A 19,969-nucleotide genomic window follows, 5' to 3' on the forward strand; every position below is an offset into this window, starting at 1 on the left:
GTAGAATAGCTACTTTACCCTGTTTGGTATGGTGAGTATGAAGCATTTGCGCTTTGATATCGCATTTTTGCACCCGCGCTATTGGTTGCTGTGGTGCGGATTGGCTCTTTTGTGGCTGATAACTCTATTGCCTTATGCTGTGCTGCTGCAGTTAGGTCGGGCGCTAGGTGCCTTAATGTTGCGTACGGCGAGCAGCCGACGGCATATTGTCACACGCAATATTGAGTTATGCTTTGCGCAGTTAAGTGACACTGAGCGAGAGCACTTAGTGCGTGAGAATTTCGCATCAATGGGCATTGCTTTTTTTGAAATGGCAATGAGCTGGTGGTGGCCAAAAAAACGTCTGAGACGGCTGGTGAAAATAGAAGGTTTAGACCACTTGCGCAAAGCTCAAGCACAAGAGCAGGGTGTTATTTTAATGGCTATCCACTTTACAACGCTAGAAATTGGTGCTGCTTTATTAGGGCAGCAGCACACCATTGACGGTATGTATCGCGCACACAAAAATCCTGTGTTTGATTATGTACAGCGTCGCGGTCGTGAGCGGCATAATGCTGATGCGCAGGCCATTGAGCGTGAAGATGTGCGCGGTATGCTTAAAGTATTGCGTCAAGGTCGTGCAATTTGGTACGCGCCAGACCAAGACTATGGTCCAAAACAAAGCCTTTTTGTGCCACTGTTTGGCGTGCCTGCTGCTACAGTAACGGCCACGAGTAAGTTTGCAAAGCTTGGTCGTGCACAGGTTGTGCCGATGCGCCAAACACGCTTGCCAAAGGGGCAAGGGTATTTGATTCAAATAGAGCCGCCGTTACAGGATTTTCCAGGTGACTCAGATGAGCACGACTGCTTGCGTATCAATCAATGGATTGAGCAGGCAATTGCACAACAGCCAGAGCAGTATTTGTGGGCGCACCGCCGTTTTAAAACGCGACCTGAAGGTGAGGCGACGTTGTATTGAAAACACAGGAACACACATCTGCGCTTCAGTTAGAGCTTGATGCTAAAAAAAAGCCAATCACCGGTTTGATTTTATCCGGTGGTGGTGCGCGAGCAGCTTACCAAGTGGGAGTGCTGTCAGCGATTGCTGATCTACTCCCAGAGTCAGCCGAGAATCCTTTTCCCGTCATTATTGGCACATCTGCAGGTGCTATTAATGCTGTCAGCCTAGCCTGTGGTGCGTTAGATTTTCAGCAGTCAGTGCGTAAACTAACGAGCATATGGCAAAGCTTTCGTACTGATTTGGTCTATCGCACGGATTGGTTTGGGGTGATACGGCAAGCAGGGCGTTTTGTTGGCAGGCATTTGCTCGGTATTGGTCGCGGCTCTGAGCCGGTAGCATTGCTAGATAATGCACCTTTACGTGACTTGCTTCTTAAAGAGTTGGACTTCTCAGGCATCAGCTTGGCTGTTGCTCGGCGCAAATTACGTGCGGTGGCTATCACTGCCTTTGCTTATCAGTCGGGTCAGGCTGTCACCTTTTATCAAGGGCGGGGTAATATTGATCCTTGGGTTCGTCATCGTCGCAACGGCTTGCCGACTCGACTGCGCATTGAGCATCTAATGGCCAGTTCTGCTATTCCGTTGCTGTTTGCGCCGGTGCGTTTAAATAAAGAGTATTTTGGTGATGGTGCGGTGCGCCAGGCCGCGCCGATTAGTCCAGCGTTGCACTTAGGTGCTGATCGTGTATTGGTGATTGGTGTGCGCAGCCAAACTCAAGAAGAACAAACAATACCTATGACTGCGCGTCCGCCGAGTCTTGCACAAATTGGCGGGCACTTATTAAACAGTACCTTTATTGATAATTTAGAGTCTGATCTTGAATTGCTTGGGCGCCTCAATATGCTTGGTGAAATGTTGCCCGAAACTGAGCGTAAGAAGCATTTAGGGCTTTCGCCTGTGGATGTTTTGGTTATTTCACCGAGTAAAAAAATTGATGAAATAGCTGCACGGCATCGACATCAGTTACCTGCCTCATTGCGTTTGTTTCTGCGCGGGCCCGGTGCTACGCGTGCCAGTGGCGGAGGGGTGCTGAGCTATTTGCTGTTTGAACGCAGTTATTGCAATGAGCTGATTGAGTTGGGTTATCAAGACGCCATGAGCAAGAAAGATGAACTGTTAACCTTCTTAGGCATCAGCCCACCTTAATTGCGTATTTCGAATCAGCTACCGTCAGCAGTAATGCTACTGTTGCTAGCCACTTGTTTGGTGCGGCAGTTTAAATAAATAGAGGTTTGCAGCCACTGCTGATCAGGATACCACGAGAACATAAACTGTCCGCCTTTTAGGTTGTCGACAACCATGCGGCCAATTTCTGGTCGAACAGCAGGGCAGCCTTGGCTGCGACCAATACGGCCTTGGGTTTGAATCCAATCCGGATTGACGTAATCAGCTGAGTGAATAACGATTGCGCGCTCACGGGCACGGTCATTAATGCCAGGCTCTAAACCGTCCATGCGTAGTGAGTAGCCATGCTTGCCATGATAACTTTCTGCGGTGCGAAATAAACCGATACTCGATTGGTGGCTGCCATTGATATTAGAAAAACTGGTGGCAAAATTATCGCCGGAGCGGTTACCGTGGGCGACAAAGTCATGCAAGACCAATTGCTTGCTGTCTAAATCAAAAATCCATAAACGCTTTTCACTAGAAGGCAGTGAGAAATCAATTACCGCTAAACGTTTGGCTGGATCGGCGCCGTTATTTAAAGCGCATTGCATCGCACTCAGCGCGGTAGATAGTACCTCGTTATTAAGGGAAGGGGCTGCTTTAATAAGTGAGTTAGAAAGCTGCTGAGGGGTAATGGAGGCTGTTGCTGAAAGGCTGTAAAAACTGGCTAGGGTGGCAAGTAAAGAATTAATAAGAAAAGGACGGAGCATATAAAAAACCTCATTGCAGCACTTTAACCAGCGCTCAATAAAACGATGACTTAAAAATTGGCGCGATGACGCCTGCGTTGCCGTTATAATTGTGTTAAAACAGGTTGTAAACGTCCACCTAAAGCCGTGTGCACGCCAGTCGCATACTTTAACAGCACATTGAATGGATCCAAACCCTTGCTTAAAAAACAGACATGGCTAGCAATCACTTTGATTGTTGCTACACACAGTGCATTGAGTATGGCGCAAACGAGCAACAGCCCGAATATGTTGGCGCAAACGCTTAATGCGCTTCCGCAGGCTTGCGCAATACCGGCCAGCTACCGTTTGTCGGAACAATCAATTCAACGTCTGCAATTATTCTATCAGACGATTAATTATATGCCGGTGTGGCAGGATGCCGCTCAGCGCCGGCAGTTGGCGGATTTGTTGCAGGACTTACGTTTTGACGGTTTAAAACCTGCCCAGTATCAACTGCAGCACATTGCTGCCTTGGCACAGCCGGCTTCATATGAGCAGCATCTTTGTGATGAGTTGCTGGTTAGTCATGGTTATTTACAAGCGCTACAGCATTTAAGTGATGGTGTGCTTGATCCTGATACTGTAGAGCCCTATTGGTATGAGGCCGCGGTGCAGCAGCCCAAGCAAACGCCGATTATACAAATGGCCGTTGCAGGTCTACACGATTTGCCGCAGATATTTGCCCAGGCGCGGCCTCAAACGAGCACTTATCAGGCGTTGCGTGAGGCCTTACAAAACAGTGCATTATTGCAGCAAACAGACTGGGGCAGTGTACCAACACAAGGGCGCTCATTACGCGTTGGAATGCTTGATGTGCGTGTTCCGCGCCTGCAGCAACGTTTGCAGTTGGCTGGATATATCCCTGAGCAAGCACTTGCTACTAATGATTTTGATGACGTTAAAGAAACAGAAGTAACGTCCGAAATTGATTCGTTGCTGTATACAGAAGCATTAGCAGCTGCTGTAAAAGACTTTCAGCATGATCACTATTTAGAGGCCGATGGTATTGTTGGCCCGGCAACGCTGCGTGAGCTCAATATCAGTCCTGAGCAGCGCTTGCAGCAAATTCGCGTCAATCTTGAACGCTTGCGCTGGCTGGATAAACACTTTGAACCGACCATGCTCGTTGTCGATATTGCTGGTGCGCGGCTACTGTTTTTTCGTGACGGCAACATAGTGTGGCGCACGCGAACGCAGGTGGGTACGGTGCGCCGGCAAACACCGCTGTTGAAGTCGCGTATCACGCATTTAACGATCAACCCAACATGGACAGTGCCGCCAACGATTTTGCGTGAGGATAAACTGCCAGACATCCGGCGTGATTTAGGCTATTTGGCGCGCAATAATATGAGTGTGCTCGACTATCAAGGTAATGTTTTAGACCCTGCCAGCATCAACTGGAATGCACCGTCCGGTATTATGTTGCGCCAAGGTCCGGGTCCAAGCAACGCGCTTGGCTTAGTCGCTATTCGTTTTGCAAATCCGTTTACTGTGTATTTGCACGATACACCGAGTCAGCACTTGTTTGGACGCGCAACACGGACTGTCAGTTCGGGCTGTGTGCGTGTCGAGGATGCGCAAAAGCTAGTTGAGCACTTATTAGTTGGTACGTCACAGCAGGAGCGTGAGCGCATTGAAGCAATTCAGGCCAGTGGCAAAACCCAGCAAGTGAATTTATCTAAGCCGGTTCCAGTGTTGTTAGCCTATTGGACGGTGGAAGTGGATATTGATAATCGCTTGCGTTTTCGCAGTGACAGCTATGGCTACGATGCCAAACTAGTAGAGGCTTTGCAGGCGGCACAGCGTTAGGGTGGTTGCTGCAGAAGATTACGAGACTGCAGTTGCTATGCAGACTTGCAGCTGCAACCCGCTCACTAGAGATATGAGCGGGTATTGCCGGAGAGGTTTAGTGTTCGTTGAGGGCAAACGCGGTTAAGGTAAAGGTTGGTACACCAATATCTTGCATCAGCTGTGAGCCTTCCATCTCTGGAAGGTCAATAATGGCGGCAACTTCGTAAACGCTAGCGCCCATTCTACGGATTAATCGTGCCGCTGCAACAAAGGTGCCGCCGCTGGCAATAATGTCATCAATGAGCAGTACTTTGTCGCCCTCACACAGGCTGTCTGCATGCACTTCTAAGGTGGATTGCTCGTATTCAGTGTCATAAGGCTCGCTCAGCACATCAGCAGGAAGTTTGCCTTTTTTGCGAAATAACACTAAAGGTTTGTTCAGTTCATAGGCAATAGTAGAGCCTAATAAGAAACCACGCGACTCAATTGCTCCAATATGGGTGAAGTCACTTTCGACATAACGCTGCACTAAACCATCAATCACCATACGCAGTGCACGAGGCGACTGAAACAAAGGCGTGATGTCACGAAAAATTGTGCCTTTTTTTGGAAAATCTGGAATAGGACGAATTAAAGACTTAATTGCGAATTCATCAAAAATCATATATTGAGCCTCAATTGGATGGGTCAGTTATCTAAGTTGCCGCCTGCTAAGGCGCAGATTTCAATCAAATTTATCAGATTGATTTCTTTTCCTTCTGCTATGAGCAACTCATTTTGCTGAAAGCGAGTAAACACCCGCGAGACAGTTTCTACAGCTAGACCTAAGTAGTTACCAATTTCGTTGCGTGACATGGCTAGACGAAATTGTTGAGGAGAGTAACCACGGGCACGAAAGCGTGCAGACAGGTTTACTAAAAATGTAGCAATGCGCTCATCAGCTGTTTTTTTCGATAATAGCATCATCATTTGCTGATCATCGCGGATTTCACGACTCATGATACGCATCAGTTGGCGGCGTAATTGCGGCAAGATGGCACTGAGTTCATCGAGTCTATCAAATGGTATTTCGCAAATTGAGGTGGTTTCTAAAGCAACCGCAGAAACGGGGTAGAGCTCAGTGTCCATACCGGATAGACCAACAAATTCACTGGGCAGATGAAAGCCTGTGATTTGTTCTTCGCCGCAATCGGTGACACTAAAGGTTTTTAAGCTGCCAGAGCGCACCGCATACACCGAAGCAAATTCATCACCTTGACGAAAGAGAAAATCCCCTTTTTTTAAGGGCCGACTGCGCTTAACAATGTTGTCGAGAGCGTCAAGATCTTGTGTTTCTAAAGACAGAGGTAAGCAAAGTGTAGCTAAACTGCAATCTTTGCAGTGCGCTTGGTGAGCGTTACGCGCGCTAATTATTTCCGCCATACCATGGATTCCTGATCAAACTGTTCAATGTCATGGCTTTAGATTACCTGAGCCGACAAGAAGCTGCCACTTTGTTTGCTTGCTGGCTTGAGTAAAGCGCTGAAAGAGCAATAGATGATCAGTTTGAAACCCGTGCTTTAGGGCTAAATAACCTGTGTCTGAGCTGTGTTGCTTTGCCTTTGCTGAGAAAAATAATAATCGAATACTTGGCATACAGCTAAAGTAAATAAACGGCCTTGCTCTGTCATTTCCAATGCTTTGTCAGACAGTATAAGCAGCCCGTCATCATGCATGAGCTTGAGGGTTTGCCACTGCGGGTGAAAGTATTCTTTGAAGTTGATATTGAAACGCTGCTCAATGCTGCACAGATCCACACTAAACTGGCAGGTAAGGGCTTGAATGATACTGCGTCTTATTTGGTCGTCGGTATTGCACAGCAAGCCTCGTGCTGGTGCGAGTTGCTGATTGCTGGAAGCTGTTTGGTAAGCACGTAAGTCATGCGTATTGTGGTAATACAGTTCACCCAGTTGGCTGATGGCTGAAACACCAAAACCGATTGTGTCGAAGTCGCTGCCACTGGTGTAGCCTTGAATGCCGTGCTGCAAGGCTTTATCTTCTTGTGCGCTAAGCAAATCATCATCAGCTAACGTGAAATGACCCATACCAATATAGATGTAACCGGCAGTGCTCAAAATATGTTGAGCACTGCCAAGCATCTCAACCAAAGCTGCTGAGGAAGGTAAGTCTTGCGCATTAATATGAGTCTGGAGGGGGTATTTGCTGGGCTGGTGCTTAAAGTTTTGCAAGCTAATATGGTCTGGTGCCAGCTTGACTATGTCGCTGAGCGCTTGTCTAAATGACTGCGGTGTTTGCCTGGGCAGGCCGCAAATAAGGCTGATGCTGACTGTGCGGAACTGCAGTGCGCGTGCTGCCTCAACAATATTTTGAGTTTGCTCAATGCTTTGTAAACGATTGATAGCGCGCTGCACAGATGGGTCAAGACCTTGCACTTCAATATTGACGCGATTGAAGCCAATATCGCGTAATACACCCATGGTTGACCAGTCTACTTCACGAGGATCGATGTCTATGCTGTAGTGCGTAAAGTTGTTACTGCCTATATTGAAGCTATCTTTCAGGCAGGCCATCAATTGCCGCAGTTCGTTAGGGTTTAAAAATGTTGGGGTGCCTCCACCAAAATGCAGGTGCTCGATGTGTTGTTTTGTGCCTGCATGTTTGCCTACAAGGCGGATTTCTTGTTCTAGGCTGTGCACGTAAGCTGCACTTCGGCTGCGGTCTTTTGTGATTATATTTTTTGTGGTGCTGTAATAACAGGCATTTGCACTAAACGGAATATTAATATTTAAAGCAAGCGGCCGTTGCGCTTTACGGCTGGCACGTAAGGCGCTAAAACGCGCAAAGCTGCTGACTGAGTGCTGGAATTGTTCTTGAGTGGGGTAAGAATAATACGGCTGATCCAGTCGATGGTATTTATTAAATAATGTGGCACTTAGCTCTGTATTGTTATTGTTATTGTTATTCATTTAACTGCCCCCCTCACACTGTGTTTTCAGTGAGTATAGGGGGCTGTCGGGATTGGCTTCTTGATCTGTATCAAGCGTGTTTCTGACTGTGGCTGAGATTAGTGCCCCATTAGCCAATGCTGGTGTGGCCCGGGTAGCGTCCATAGGCCATATAGAATAACCAGTGATCCTGCAGCATAACGCACGTTTTTCTGACGTAAAAATACAGTTATCCGCTCCGCTGCTAATCCAGAGGCTATCAGCACTGGCCATGTGCCTAAGCCGAATACGAACATTAGCAGCGCACTGGTGAGCGCATCGCCCTGACTGGCGGTCCAAAATAAGGTGCTGTAGACCAAGCCGCAGGGTAGCCAGCCCCACAGTGCGCCAAGCCATAAAGCATGGGGAATGCTTTTAACCGGCAACAAGCGTCCAGCAATGGGCTGGATATATTTCCACACATGTCGACCAAGGTTTTCAAGTCGAGTTAAACCGTGCCACCAACCGGCTAAATATAAACCTAAACTTATCAGTAAAAGAGCCGCAATGATGCGCAGAGCTGCAGCAGCAGGTGTTTGCTCGACGGCCCAGCCAAGCAAGCCAAATAAGAATCCTGCCAGCGCATAGCTACTGACGCGCCCCAAGTTATAGGCGATAAGCATGCGCAAGCGTCGATGCTGCTGTTCTGCAGGAATGCCTAAGGTTAAAGCGCCCATTAGGCCGCCACACATACCAAGACAGTGACCAGCCCCGAGTAAACCAAGAATAAATGCTGAAGCTAGCAGTGGAATTAAGTCAATCATGTGGCCGCTCATCAGGAGTGTCTTGTTGATCTGTAGTGCTTTGCATGCCCGCTGCTTTATGCATCGGATCTTCATCATCAAATAAAATGCTGTGTGCAGGGCTGTCTAAGTCTTCGTATTGGCCGCTATCAACCGCCCAAAAAAATATCCAGATAGCCAGTGCAACCAGAATCATTGCTGCCGGAATCATTACATATAACGCTGCCATACTGTGCCTCGTTAATAATAGGGTTTAGCTCACGCGTTAAAACGGGTGAGACGTAGTGCGTTTAGCACTACCAATAATGAGCTGATAGACATGCCTAATGCAGCCCAGCCGGGGGTGACCCAGCCTATTGCAGCAAAAGGAATGACAAGGCCATTGTACAGAGTCGCCCAGCCGAGGTTTTCAATAATAACGCGACGTGTTTTTTTGGCGATGGACAGTGCGCTAATTAAGCTGCTCAGGCTGTTAGACAATAAAATAGCGTCAGCTGTGGTTTTGGCTAAGTCGGTGGCACTGCCCATGGCAATACTGATGTCGGCGGCAGCCAGCACCGGCACATCATTGACGCCATCACCGAGCATTAGCACATGACGCCCTTGGCTGTGCAGTTGCTTGAGTACTTGCAGTTTGTCATCGGGTGTTAGGCCGCCGCGGGCATCATCGATCTGCAGCTGCTGAGCAATTTGCTGGACCATCGGTGAGCTATCACCAGAGAGTAAAAGCACTTTCCAGCCGCGTGCACGGCAGGTGTCGAGTAGAGCAGGTGCATCTGCGCGTAGCTTATCGTCTAAGGCAAACCAAGCAAGAGCCTCTTGGGTATCACCGAGCAGCAACCACTGCCCTTGTTGGCTGGGCATCTGCGGTGCTGGGTAGTTGCCTAGAGCGCTAACATAGTCAGGGCGACCAATACGTAATTGCCTGCCGTTGACTGTGCCTTCTAAACCCAAGCCGGGCGCGCTGCTGACACCCTTTGCCGCTGTGGCAGTGCGCCCAAAAGCACGCGCAATTGGGTGCTCTGAGTGACTTTCTAAGGCTGCAGCCAACTCAAGGCAGTCGTGCTCATTGAGCGAGCCGAGTGGGGATATGCTTTTTAGAGTTAATTTGCCTTCAGTTAAAGTGCCGGTTTTATCAAAAATAACCGTATCGACTTTTTGAAAGCTTTCTAAGACATGCCCTTTGGTGATCAGCAGGCCGAGCTTGTGCAGTGATCCGGTTGCCGCTGTGAGTGCAGTGGGTGTAGCCAGTGACAGTGCACAAGGGCAGGTGGCAACCAGTAAAGATAAAACAATCCAAAATGCGCGCGAGGAATCAATCTGCCACCAGATGGCACCGACCACCGCAGCAATCAATAGCACGCTAATTAAGAACCATTGCGCCACAGTATCAGCCAGTTCAGCCAAACGTGGTTTAAGTGATTGCGCGCGCTCTAATAAGCGCACAATGGCTGACAATTGCGTTTCTTCGCCAAGTGCCAAGACATCGATGCTTAGTGGCCCTTCAATATTTAAGGTGCCAGCCACAACGCTATCGCCCGGTTGCTTGGCTAAGGGTAAATATTCTCCGGTTAGCAGTGACTCATCAATGCTTGAAGACCCTGTGATAATGCGCCCATCAGCAGGGATTAAGTGTCCGGGCGGTACTAATAATTGGTCACCTTGGCGTAATTCGCTGAGTAAAATACGTTCGCTGCTGCCATCCTCGTTTAGGCGCAAGCAGGATGCGGGCAATAAGTTGACTAATTGTGTTGTCGCGGCCGAGGTGCGCTCACGTGCGCGACGCTCGAGGTAGCGGCCAGACAATAAAAACAAGGCAAACATGCCGGCTGCATCAAAATACAGATCACCTTGACCGGTCACAGTTGACCAAATGCCTGCTGCATAGGCTCCCGCAATTGCTAAAGAGACCGATACGTCCATGGTTAAGTGGCGAGTGCGTAAATCACGCAGTGCTCCGGTGAAAAACTCACTGCTGCAATAAAATACGATGGGTGTAGTTAGAATTAAGCTGACCCAACGCAGCAGACCATCCATCCCTGCAGACAGATCAATATTAAATTCTGGCCAGGTTGCCATCGAGGCCATCATCACTTGCATCCATAACAGTCCGGCAACGCCCAGCTTACGTAAAGCGCGACGGTTGTCAGCTTGCATTTGCTCGCTGATTTTATCGGCTTGCCAAGGGTGCGCGGCATAACCAATATGGCGGATGGTTTTAAGCAGGTCAGAAAGCATAAGCTGCTCAGCATCCCAGCGGATAAGGAGGCGATGATTACTGAGATTGAGTGATGTATCCAATACACCCGGCAGTTGCTTGAGATGTTTTTCAATCAGCCAACCACATGCTGCGCAGGTGATGCCCTCAATCATCAATCGGGTTTCGCTGATAGTGCCGGATGTACTCACGAAAGGCTTTTGAATGTCCTCGCGGTCGAGCAAAAGCAGTTCATCAGGCAGAACACCAGGCAAGGCTTCGGGGTTAGCCGAAGACTCACTGCGGTGCAGGTAGTAGCTTTCTAAGCCGCCGGCAACAATAGTTTGTGCTACAGCTTGACAACCGGGGCAGCAAAAAACACGGCTTTCATCGAGAACGACAGCAGTAAAGGCGCTGCCTGTATGAACAGGCAAGCCGCAGTGAAAGCAGGGTAAGGGCGCAGCCATAATGGTTAGTTATCTAGAAGTGAAACAAATTTAACAGTGATTTGTGACATTAACGAGGGGTTTAAGCTCAGTTCCCTAGTGTGATGGCTTGACCGCTTGTTAAGGTATGTTCTTCGAATAAACGCCATTCGGCACTGTCCTCTAAACCGAGTATTTCGACAAAACGTCGGCCTTGCGTATCGTCTGGCAACAAGCCGCGATACATATCGTTACTGATAGGCTGCAGCACGATGCGTCTATCACGCTCGGGCTGTGTGGGAGAAATCAAGTTCAAAACTAAATGTTGTGGCCTGCTTGCGCCTGTTAAAACAAACTCAGCCTGACCAAGGTCAGTGTCCAAACGTAAAGTGCCGCCTATTGCTAAGCGCTCAGCAAGTCTCTCGCGTTCAAGTGAGGTGTTAATGCCTTTGCCAGCATCGTAATAGTTATCGACCACAAGGCTGTCGGCATTACGGATGGATATAGTCAGTAAAGACAACCCGAGCACGACAGAGAAACTGAGCATGCCAATGATAAACCAAGGCCAAAACTCTTTATACCAGGGTAAAACATTGTCTTCGGGTTGCATACAAGATCCTTTAATTAACGAATGGTGGGGCCGAGAAAGCGGCTTTCTGCTGATCTGTAGATGCTGTTGTCATCCTCAGACAAAATTGTAAACTCAATTGAGTTGGTGCTTGAAGGGATGTCTTCGGGATCAACTGAAATTGATACTGGGATGGATAGAATCTCTCCTGCGGCTGCAGGAACATGGTTTTTACCTTCAAGGGTTAAGCCATTAAGGCCCGTTGCTTCAATGACAAATACGTGATCTTTCTGATCTTTGTTCATGATTTTCAGTGTGTACACGTTTTCAATACGACCCTCTTGGTTCTCACGATAGGGTGTGCGGTCTTTTTGCACATTGAGCTCAACTAAGGTGCGGTTAAATACGGTATAAGCAAACAGAGTGCTCATAATTAATAGTGCGGCAGCGTAACCAACCAAGCGTGGGCGAATCAGCTTTGTTTTCTGGCCAGACAAGTTGTGCTCAGTTGTGTAGCTGATCAATCCTTTTGGGTAACCCACTTTAAGCATGACGTCATCGCATGCGTCAATGCAGGCTGCGCAGCCGATACAGGCGATTTGCAAACCATCACGAATATCGATACCAGTGGGGCACACATGCACACAAAGCTTGCAGTCAATACAGTCACCTAAGCCTTGGGCTTTATAGTCACTGCCTTTTTTACGGGCACCACGCTTTTCACCGCGCTCAGGGTCGTAAGAAACGATTAGGGTGTCTTTGTCAAACATCACACTCTGAAAGCGTGAGTATGGGCACATGTGGATACACACCTGCTCGCGTAACCAACCGGCGTTTAAGTATGTAAGCAGTGTGAAAAAGCCCAACCAGAAATACGCCCAGCCGTCTGCTGCACCGGTGATAAGCTCCATGGGTAATTCACGAATCGGGGTGAAGTAACCAACGAAAGTAAAACCAGTGATAAAGCCAATGCTAACCCAGAGTGCGTGCTTGGCCGTTTTGCGCAAGAATTTGTTCGCTGACATTGGCGCTTTATCAAGTTTCATGCGGGCATTACGGTCACCTTCAGTGACTTTTTCACACCACATAAAGATCCATGTCCAAACACTTTGCGGACAGGCGTAGCCGCACCAAACGCGACCTGCATAAACGGTAATAAAAAACAAACCGAATGCGCAGATAATCAATAGCCACGACAGCAGCATAAAGTCTTGTGGCCAGAAGGTTGCGCCAAAAATATAGAATTTTCGCTCAGGCAGGTTCCACCATACGGCTTGGCGGTCACCCCATTGTAGCCAAGCAGTACCCAAGAATACTGCGAATAGAAATAGCCCAGCAATGATTCGAATGTTGCGGAAGATACCGGTAAATGCACGCGTATATATTTTTTCGCGCTTAGCATACAGGTCAATGCTATCTTTTTTTGGAGTGATATTTTTTACAGGTATTTGCTCAGTCATCAGGTTGTACCGCTGCGGTTTTTAAAATATCCGGCCAGCAATATATTGCCGGCCGGAATAAGCTTATAACTGCTTTTTATGGTACGCCTGCTGACGTTCCAGCAGAGAGTGACAGCATGTCGCACGTGTCATTTACTGATCTTTTTCGCCGTGTGAAAGACTGTATACATAAGCAGCTAAAATATGAACTTTATCATTGCCTAAGAAGTCTTCTTGCGCAGGCATCTGCCCGTTACGGCCATGACGAATGGTTTGCTGGACTTGAGCAAAGCTTGATCCATATAACCAGATTCTGTCTGTCAAGTTAGGCGAGCCAAGCATCTGATTGCCTTTGCCTTCTGGGCCATGGCAGGCTACACACATGGTGTTATAGGATTGTTGACCTGCCTCAAGATCAAGACCTTCTGGGTTTTTTAGGCCCGATAAGGAGCGTACATAACCCGATACGTTTTTGACGCCTTCGTTACCTAAAGCCGCTTCCCAGCCAGGCATTGCTGCAATACGTCCTTTCATGATTGAGGTTTTAATCGTTTCTGCATCGCCACCCCAGAGCCAATCATTATCGGTTAGGTTGGGGAAGCCGTGCGCACCTTTGGCATCAGAACCGTGGCAAACTGAGCAGTTCGAAGCAAATAAGCGGCCACCCATTTTTAGCGCAAGTTCATCTTTAGCGACATCCTCAATTGGCATAGCTGCGTATTTAGCAAAAATAGGGCCGTATTTTGCGTCGGCTCTGTCCATTTCGCGTTCCCACTGCTTAGTAGAGGTCCAGCCGCCGTCATAGCCAGGCAAAATACCTTTCCAGTTACCCATGCCAGGGTAAAGAACGAGGTAGCCTACAGCGAAGATGATGGTGCCGACAAACAGCATAAACCACCAGCGTGGTAGCGGATTGTCATATTCTTCAATACCGTCATAGACATGGCCTACGGTTTGATCAGTTGTGTCACTGCGCTGACCTTTGCGTGTAGCAAAAATCAGCCACGCCAGTGCCAGTAATGTACCTGTCGTAAGGATTACGATGTACCAACTCCAGAAAGAAGTCATTGGTTATTGCTCCTGGATGTGTCTTTATTCAGCTCGCTAGAATGCGGCTCTTCGTCGGCGAAGGGTAAGTTTGCAGCTTCATCAAAGCTTGATTTGCGCTTGCTGTTATAGGCCCAAAATACCAGCCCAGTGAAGGCGACAAAAATAAGTACTGTGCCTAAGCCGCGAAGAGTTCCGATATCCATGAGCGTTACCGTTTATTCTTAATGTATGTACCAAGAACTTGCAGGTAGGCCACTACAGCCTCCATTTCAGTCTTGCCCTTAACTGCTGCTACTGCACCTTCGATGTCTTCATCGGTGTAGGGCACGCCTAACCAACGCATGGCTTTGATTTTAGCGACAGTATCTTTACCGTCTAGCGTGTTCTCTACGAGCCACGGGTAAGCAGGCATCTTGGATTCTGGTACAACGTTGCGTGGGTTGTACAAGTGTGCACGGTGCCAATCATCAGAATAACGACCACCGACACGGGCCAAGTCTGGACCGGTGCGCTTAGAGCCCCATAAAAATGGATGCTCATAAACGCTTTCACCAGCAACAGAGTAGTGACCATAACGCTCTGTTTCTGCACGGAAGGGGCGAATCATCTGTGAGTGGCATTGTACGCAGCCTTCACGAATGTAGATGTCACGGCCTTCCAGTTGCAGTGCGGTGTACGGCTTTAGGCCATCAACTGGCTCGTTTACCATGTCTTGGAAGAACAAGGGAACGATTTGCACCAAGCCACCAATACTGACCGCAATCACCATAAAGAGCGCGAGTAAACCAACGTTTTTTTCAACGCGTTCATGCTGTTTCATTAGTGAGCCTCTCCAGCAGTAAAGCGTGCATGTGCATTCGCTTTTTCAGTATCAGACGCGCGTACTGTGCGCCATACGTTGTATGCCATGAAGAACATACCGATTAAGAAGAATATGCCGCCGATCATGCGTACTAAGAAACCATAGTGACCTGCTTCTAACGCCTCTACAAAGGAGTACGTCAGAGTGCCGTCTTGGTTAATTGCACGCCACATCAGGCCTTGCATAATGCCGTTGACCCACATTGAGGCGATATACAATACAGTACCAACTGTTGCCAACCAGAAGTGTGTGTTAATCAGAGCAACACTGTGCATCTGATCACGGCCAAATAAGCGTGGGATCAAGTGATAGAGCGAACCGATTGAGACCATTGCAACCCAACCCAGTGCACCAGCGTGGACGTGGCCGACAGTCCAGTCAGTGTAGTGTGATAAGGCGTTAACGGTTTTAATCGCCATCATCGGGCCTTCAAAGGTCGACATACCGTAGAAGGCAAGTGATACGACCAAGAAGCGCAAGATTGGGTCGGTGCGTAACTTATGCCATGCACCGGACAGGGTCATCATCCCGTTGATCATCCCGCCCCATGATGGAGCCAGTAGAATCAGAGACATTGCCATACCCAGTGACTGTGCCCAGTCAGGCAGCGCTGTGTAGTGCAAGTGGTGTGGGCCAGCCCAGATGTACACAGTGATCAGTGCCCAGAAGTGCACAATCGATAAGCGGTACGAGTAGATAGGGCGATTTGCTTGCTTAGGTACGAAGTAGTACATCATGCCCAAGAAACCAGTGGTTAAGAAGAAACCAACGGCGTTGTGGCCATACCACCATTGCACCATGGCGTCTGTTGCGCCTGAATACAGCGAGTAGGACTTAAACCAAGTGACTGGAATCGACATGTGGTTGACGATGTGCAGCATCGCGGTGACTAGAATGAATGCGCCGTAGAACCAGTTACCCACATAAATATGCGATGTTTTACGCTTAGCAATAGTGCCAAAGAAAACAATTGCATACGCCACCCAGACGACAGCTAAGAGAATAGCAATTGGCCATTCTAGTTCTGCGTATTCTTTAGTGGTGGTATAGCCTAGCGGCAAAGTGATTGCTGCGAGCAGGATGACAACTTGCCAGCCCCAGAAGGTAAATGCAGCTAAGCTGTCTGAGAACAGACGCGTTTGCGATGTACGCTGAACTACATAGTACGATGTAGCAAATAAGGCACTGCCACCGAAGGCAAAAATTACTGCGTTAGTGTGCAGAGGGCGGAGCCGGCCGAAGCTGGTCCAGGGAAGGTTGAAGTTCAGTTCTGGCCATACTAATTGGGCGGCAATTAGTACACCAATACTCATACCTACGATACCCCAGACCACCGTCATAATGGCGAACTGGCGTACAACCTTGTAGTTATAAGCATTCTCTTGGATTGCTGTGCTCATGCTAAGACTTCCACGGGTAATGGATTGTTCGGAATTAATGCACCGCAAGTATGGGTAAAGCATATTGCCATTGCAATCAGTACGTGTTTGTCACAACTGAGCAATCAAGCAAAAAGTGCTGCAAGTCAATTTTTTATCTTGATAAGTCCAAAATAAAACACATAAAACGTATGTGAAAGACAGCAGCGTGCGACCAACTTGCAAATGTTGATTCCTATCTTAGCGTATTTTTCCTCGAAAATAACATTAATGACCAGCAATTCGACTTTATATTGTCTATGCTTGATTGTGCTGGTGAGTTGATGGCGGTCAATTCTGGGAAAATATAGTTAGTATTTAGCAGCTCTGTGCTGTCAGCTTGGCTCTATTTGGCACCCGCTCGTATTGGCAGGGCGCTGCACACAGATGGCGTAGCGTGTCTCTTATCTGTCTGCAGTGCTTCTATTGTGCTGCTGCTATCCTGTTGTGATCGTGCTGAGTTTATGAGTTGCTGTTGTGCGACACGTGAGCCTAAATAGATTTAAGTACTGATAAATACGGGGCAAGACGTAATAAATAACGAGACCGGCTAAACTGCAGTAAGACGCTGTTGTCAGTTGGGTGGTCAGTGGCTGGCGTATTATGTTGACAGCTCTAACGGTTTGCGGCTTGGGTTTGGAGAGATCATGTCTATCTTGTATGCAAATGCTGAAAATCCATGCTGTACTTTAATTCTTGCCCATGGTGCGGGTGCGCCGATGGATAGTGAATTTATGGAAACGATAGTGCAGAACTTGCTAGCGCTGGACATCAGCGTTGTACGCTTTGAGTTTCCCTATATGGCCCTGTGTCGACTCGATGCGATACGTCGGCCGCCGAATAAAATGGCTGTATTGCAGGATACATGGCGTGAAGTATATAACCAGGTGCGGGCGCAATCGACTTTGCCGATTGTTATTGCGGGTAAGTCAATGGGTGGACGTGTTGCCAGTATGCTGGTCGATGAATTGCAACCACTTGCGCTGATCTGTCTAGGCTACCCATTTTATCCAGCTAAGAAACTAGACAAGCCACGCACCGAGCATTTGCTGGATTTGCGTACGCCAACTTTAATTGTGCAGGGTGAGCGTGATGCCTTGGGCTGTCGTGAGGTGGTAGAGGGCTATAGGTTGTCGTCTGCTATAGAAATTGAGTGGATGGCATTAGCGGATCATGATTTAAAGCCTTTACAGCGCTCAGGTTGTACCCAAGCGCAGTATTTACAGCATGCGGCATGCAGAATAAAAGATTTTGTGGTACGGCAACTCCGCTGACAGCGTGTGGCTGGAGTGTCTTTCAGCTTTTTTCAGGTCGCTGCGAGTTGCTTGGCTACACAGAGTAATTGCTCGCGCATCCAGCGGTTGGCGGGATCTTGGTCGGCGCTACTGTGCCAAAATAGATGGCTTTCAATTGTTGGTATACCTGCTATAGGTAGTTCAATACTGTGCAGTCCGTGGCGGGCTGCAAAATGAGCTGGCGCGGTAATGGTTAAATCAGTGTTTTGTAAAACCGTGTGCGCCATTAAATAGTGTTGTGAGCGCAGCACTATATTGCGTTGTAAGCCCATTTTGCCCAAAGCTAAGTCGACTGGGCCTAAGCCGCTACGGCGCGAAGAAATGTGAATGTGCTGTGCATTTAAATACTGCTGAAGGGTGAGGCTTTTGTGTCCAGCTAAAGGGTGTCCTTGACGCATTGCACAAACATAGCTGTCTTCCAGCAGTTTTGTATGCAACAGCTGTGGGTCACTGTTTAAGGGTATGTCAATGGCGAAGTCTAAGTGCCCTGCGGCCAGCTCTTTGGCTGTATCACGGCGGCGTGCAAGCAAGCTTTCAATGCGTATATTGGGGGCCTGTGTGCTTAAGCGTTGAAAAGTCGCGGGTAGCAATATGTCTTCAATTAAGTCGGTCATGCTTAAACGAAAGGTTTTGTTGGCTTGGCTTGGGTCAAATACGCGACTGTCCTGAACAGACCCGCGCAGCAGTTGTAGAGCATTGCGTACTGGAGTGATAATGTTTTGCGCAAGCGGTGTGGGCGTCATGCCGTGCGCGGTGCGGATAAACAGCGGGTCATTAAAGGTGATTCTAAGGCGTGATAATGCATTGGAAGCGGCAGGTTGGGTGATGCCCATGATTTGTCCTGCACGAGTCAGATTGCCTTCGGTATAGATGGCGTCGAAGACAATAAATAAATTAAGATCAATGTTTGATAAATTCATTTCTCTTCCAAAGTAAAGCTAAGCGCGTACTGCGGTGAGTATAAGGCAGTGCTAAAACTGAGGTGTTAGCAGTATTCACAAAGGTAGGCGGTGTCACCTTTAACTCGAATTAAGAAACTACTGTTAGCGGCTACTTTAAAGTGATCTCCAGCATTGAAGCCGATCCAGGCTCCTGTATTGGCAAGTTTTACCTCAGCGCTGCCGCTGATGATATGCATGGTTTCTGCGCTGGCCGTTGCAAAATTGTATTCGCCAAGGGTTATCACGCCGACACTTGCGGGGGATGTGCCGCTGGTAAAGCTGATTGATTTTACGGCGCCGTTGAAGTATTCGTTAACATTAAGCATTGTTATAACTCTTGATCTTAAAGACATATAGCATAACGGTACGTTGCGGTGGCGTCACTGTTTTGCCAAGCAGTATGACGCTAATTAGTAAACTAAAGTCGGGTGGTGGTGTATGGCGCGTATTGCGTTTATTGGTTTGGGAACGATGGGCTACCCCATGGCAGGGCATTTGGCTTGCGCGGGACATGAGATGACTGTGTTTAATCGTACGCAAGCTACAGCTCTGCAGTGGGTGAAAGAATATTCAGGGTGTATCGCAAAAACACCCGCACAGGCAGTACTAAATGCAGAGTTTGTAATGTGTTGCGTGGGTAATGATGATGACTTGCACACAGTTACTTTAGGTAGAGATGGTGCCTTCGAGTCGATGGCAGCTGATAGCGTGTTTGTTGATCATACGACGGCATCAGCACAGATTGCTAAACAGTTGGCTGGTGAGGCAAAACAACGTGGTTTTGCGTTTTTAGATGCGCCGGTGTCCGGTGGGCAGTTGGGTGCGCAAAATGCTGCGTTAACCGTTATGGTGGGTGGTGAGCAATCGGTGTATGAGCGTGTTGCGCCGATTTTACAGAGCTATGCTCGCATGCAGCGTTTAATGGGTGATGTCGGCAGTGGGCAGTTGACGAAAATGGTTAATCAGATATGCGTCGGTGGCCTATTACAAGGCTTGGCGGAAGCGCTGCATTTTGCGCAAAGTGCCGGCTTAGATGCAGAGGCCGCGATGCAGGTGATTAGTAAAGGGGCGGCGCAGTCTTGGCAGTTAGAAAACCGCTATCAAACAATGCTGGCAGGCGAATTTGATTTTGGTTTTGCGGTAGAGTGGATGCGCAAAGATTTTTCTATCGTTTTTGAGGAGGCGCGTCGCAATGGTGCCACATTGCCAGTCACTGCATTGGTTGATCAGTTTTATGCAGAGGTTGAAGCAATGGGTGGTGAGCGCTGGGATACCTCAAGCTTAATTGCTCGATTAAATAAAAGCAGTCAATGAGAAATGCATGAGTATCAATAGTCTAATAAATACATGCGAGGCGCT

General features: G+C 48.2%; 20 protein-coding genes. 5 read left to right on the top strand and 15 right to left on the bottom strand.

What is annotated here, in order from left to right; all coding sequences use genetic code 11:
- Positions 1–37: 37 nt before the first annotated feature.
- The gene (locus tag FXF61_RS04035) at positions 38–958 is read left to right on the top strand and encodes a lipid A biosynthesis lauroyl acyltransferase (RefSeq protein WP_151184049.1); all 921 of its coding nucleotides are present in this window, start codon (positions 38–40) and stop codon (positions 956–958) included.
- Entirely contained in the window at positions 955–2,145 is a 1,191-nt protein-coding gene (locus FXF61_RS04040) for a patatin-like phospholipase family protein (RefSeq protein ID WP_151184050.1), read from the top strand. Before FXF61_RS04035 ends, FXF61_RS04040 begins: the two co-directional genes overlap by 4 nt.
- A gap of 14 nt (positions 2,146–2,159) precedes the next feature.
- Here FXF61_RS04040 and FXF61_RS04045 read toward each other — a convergent pair whose 3' ends face one another.
- Positions 2,160–2,876 carry a murein L,D-transpeptidase catalytic domain family protein gene (locus tag FXF61_RS04045; RefSeq protein WP_151184051.1) on the bottom strand — a complete coding sequence of 239 codons (717 nt, stop codon included), beginning with the start codon at positions 2,874–2,876 and terminating at the stop codon, positions 2,160–2,162.
- A 177-nt stretch (positions 2,877–3,053) separates the two neighbouring features.
- Between FXF61_RS04045 and FXF61_RS04050 the strand changes: the two genes are divergently transcribed.
- A complete protein-coding gene (locus tag FXF61_RS04050) occupies positions 3,054–4,706 on the top strand; it encodes a murein L,D-transpeptidase (RefSeq protein WP_256663500.1) in 1,653 nt (550 codons plus the stop codon).
- Positions 4,707–4,803: 97 nt separating this feature from the next.
- Here FXF61_RS04050 and FXF61_RS04055 read toward each other — a convergent pair whose 3' ends face one another.
- The 12 genes from FXF61_RS04055 to ccoN all read right to left on the bottom strand — a co-directional run bounded on the left by FXF61_RS04055 (position 4,804) and on the right by ccoN (position 16,356).
- The gene (locus FXF61_RS04055; RefSeq protein ID WP_151184052.1) at positions 4,804–5,352 is read right to left on the bottom strand and encodes an adenine phosphoribosyltransferase; all 549 of its coding nucleotides are present in this window, start codon (positions 5,350–5,352) and stop codon (positions 4,804–4,806) included.
- 23 nt (positions 5,353–5,375) lie between these two features.
- Positions 5,376–6,110 carry a fumarate/nitrate reduction transcriptional regulator Fnr gene (gene fnr / locus FXF61_RS04060; RefSeq protein ID WP_151184053.1) on the bottom strand — a complete coding sequence of 245 codons (735 nt, stop codon included), beginning with the start codon at positions 6,108–6,110 and terminating at the stop codon, positions 5,376–5,378.
- Between the two features lie 143 nt (positions 6,111–6,253).
- Positions 6,254–7,654: an oxygen-independent coproporphyrinogen III oxidase gene (gene hemN / locus FXF61_RS04065; protein WP_151184054.1), complete on the bottom strand. Its 1,401-nt coding sequence runs from the start codon at positions 7,652–7,654 to the stop codon at positions 6,254–6,256.
- Positions 7,655–7,752: 98 nt separating this feature from the next.
- Positions 7,753–8,436, bottom strand: coding sequence for a sulfite exporter TauE/SafE family protein (locus FXF61_RS04070; protein ID WP_151184055.1), 684 nt, complete (start codon positions 8,434–8,436; stop codon positions 7,753–7,755).
- Positions 8,429–8,644, bottom strand: a complete 216-nt coding sequence (gene ccoS, locus FXF61_RS04075) for a cbb3-type cytochrome oxidase assembly protein CcoS (protein ID WP_151184056.1) — start codon at positions 8,642–8,644, stop codon at positions 8,429–8,431. The genes FXF61_RS04070 and ccoS overlap by 8 nt, the downstream gene beginning before the upstream one ends.
- 29 nt (positions 8,645–8,673) lie before the next feature.
- A complete protein-coding gene (locus FXF61_RS04080) occupies positions 8,674–11,079 on the bottom strand; it encodes a heavy metal translocating P-type ATPase (RefSeq protein ID WP_151184057.1) in 2,406 nt (801 codons plus the stop codon).
- 67 nt (positions 11,080–11,146) lie between these two features.
- The gene (locus FXF61_RS04085; RefSeq protein WP_151184058.1) at positions 11,147–11,647 is read right to left on the bottom strand and encodes a FixH family protein; all 501 of its coding nucleotides are present in this window, start codon (positions 11,645–11,647) and stop codon (positions 11,147–11,149) included.
- Between the two features lie 14 nt (positions 11,648–11,661).
- A complete protein-coding gene (gene ccoG / locus FXF61_RS04090; RefSeq protein WP_151184059.1) occupies positions 11,662–13,065 on the bottom strand; it encodes a cytochrome c oxidase accessory protein CcoG in 1,404 nt (467 codons plus the stop codon).
- Between the two features lie 132 nt (positions 13,066–13,197).
- Positions 13,198–14,112: a cytochrome-c oxidase, cbb3-type subunit III gene (gene ccoP, locus FXF61_RS04095; RefSeq protein ID WP_151184060.1), complete on the bottom strand. Its 915-nt coding sequence runs from the start codon at positions 14,110–14,112 to the stop codon at positions 13,198–13,200.
- On the bottom strand, positions 14,109–14,297 hold the full coding sequence (locus FXF61_RS04100) for a cbb3-type cytochrome c oxidase subunit 3 (RefSeq protein ID WP_151184061.1): 189 nt from the start codon (positions 14,295–14,297) through the stop codon (positions 14,109–14,111). Before FXF61_RS04100 ends, ccoP begins: the two co-directional genes overlap by 4 nt.
- A 5-nt stretch (positions 14,298–14,302) precedes the next feature.
- Positions 14,303–14,914, bottom strand: coding sequence for a cytochrome-c oxidase, cbb3-type subunit II (gene ccoO, locus FXF61_RS04105; RefSeq protein WP_151184062.1), 612 nt, complete (start codon positions 14,912–14,914; stop codon positions 14,303–14,305).
- Positions 14,914–16,356: a cytochrome-c oxidase, cbb3-type subunit I gene (gene ccoN / locus FXF61_RS04110; protein WP_151184063.1), complete on the bottom strand. Its 1,443-nt coding sequence runs from the start codon at positions 16,354–16,356 to the stop codon at positions 14,914–14,916. The genes ccoO and ccoN overlap by 1 nt, the downstream gene beginning before the upstream one ends.
- 665 nt (positions 16,357–17,021) lie before the next feature.
- Between ccoN and FXF61_RS04115 the strand changes: the two genes are divergently transcribed.
- A complete protein-coding gene (locus tag FXF61_RS04115) occupies positions 17,022–17,648 on the top strand; it encodes an alpha/beta family hydrolase (protein WP_151184064.1) in 627 nt (208 codons plus the stop codon).
- A 32-nt stretch (positions 17,649–17,680) separates the two neighbouring features.
- On the opposite strand, the gene FXF61_RS04120 is transcribed toward FXF61_RS04115, so the two are convergent.
- Positions 17,681–18,589 (bottom strand): LysR family transcriptional regulator, encoded by a 909-nt coding sequence (locus FXF61_RS04120; protein ID WP_151184065.1) that lies wholly within the window; start codon positions 18,587–18,589, stop codon positions 17,681–17,683.
- A gap of 65 nt (positions 18,590–18,654) precedes the next feature.
- Positions 18,655–18,936 carry a pyrimidine/purine nucleoside phosphorylase gene (locus FXF61_RS04125; protein ID WP_151184066.1) on the bottom strand — a complete coding sequence of 94 codons (282 nt, stop codon included), beginning with the start codon at positions 18,934–18,936 and terminating at the stop codon, positions 18,655–18,657.
- A 112-nt stretch (positions 18,937–19,048) separates the two neighbouring features.
- On the opposite strand from FXF61_RS04125, the gene FXF61_RS04130 reads away from it, so the two are divergent.
- On the top strand, positions 19,049–19,924 hold the full coding sequence (locus FXF61_RS04130) for an NAD(P)-dependent oxidoreductase (protein WP_151184067.1): 876 nt from the start codon (positions 19,049–19,051) through the stop codon (positions 19,922–19,924).
- The last annotated feature ends 45 nt before the right edge of the window (positions 19,925–19,969 follow it).

This window comes from Pseudomonas sp. C27(2019), from assembly GCF_008807395.1.
GTDB lineage: Bacteria > Pseudomonadota > Gammaproteobacteria > Pseudomonadales > Pseudomonadaceae > Denitrificimonas.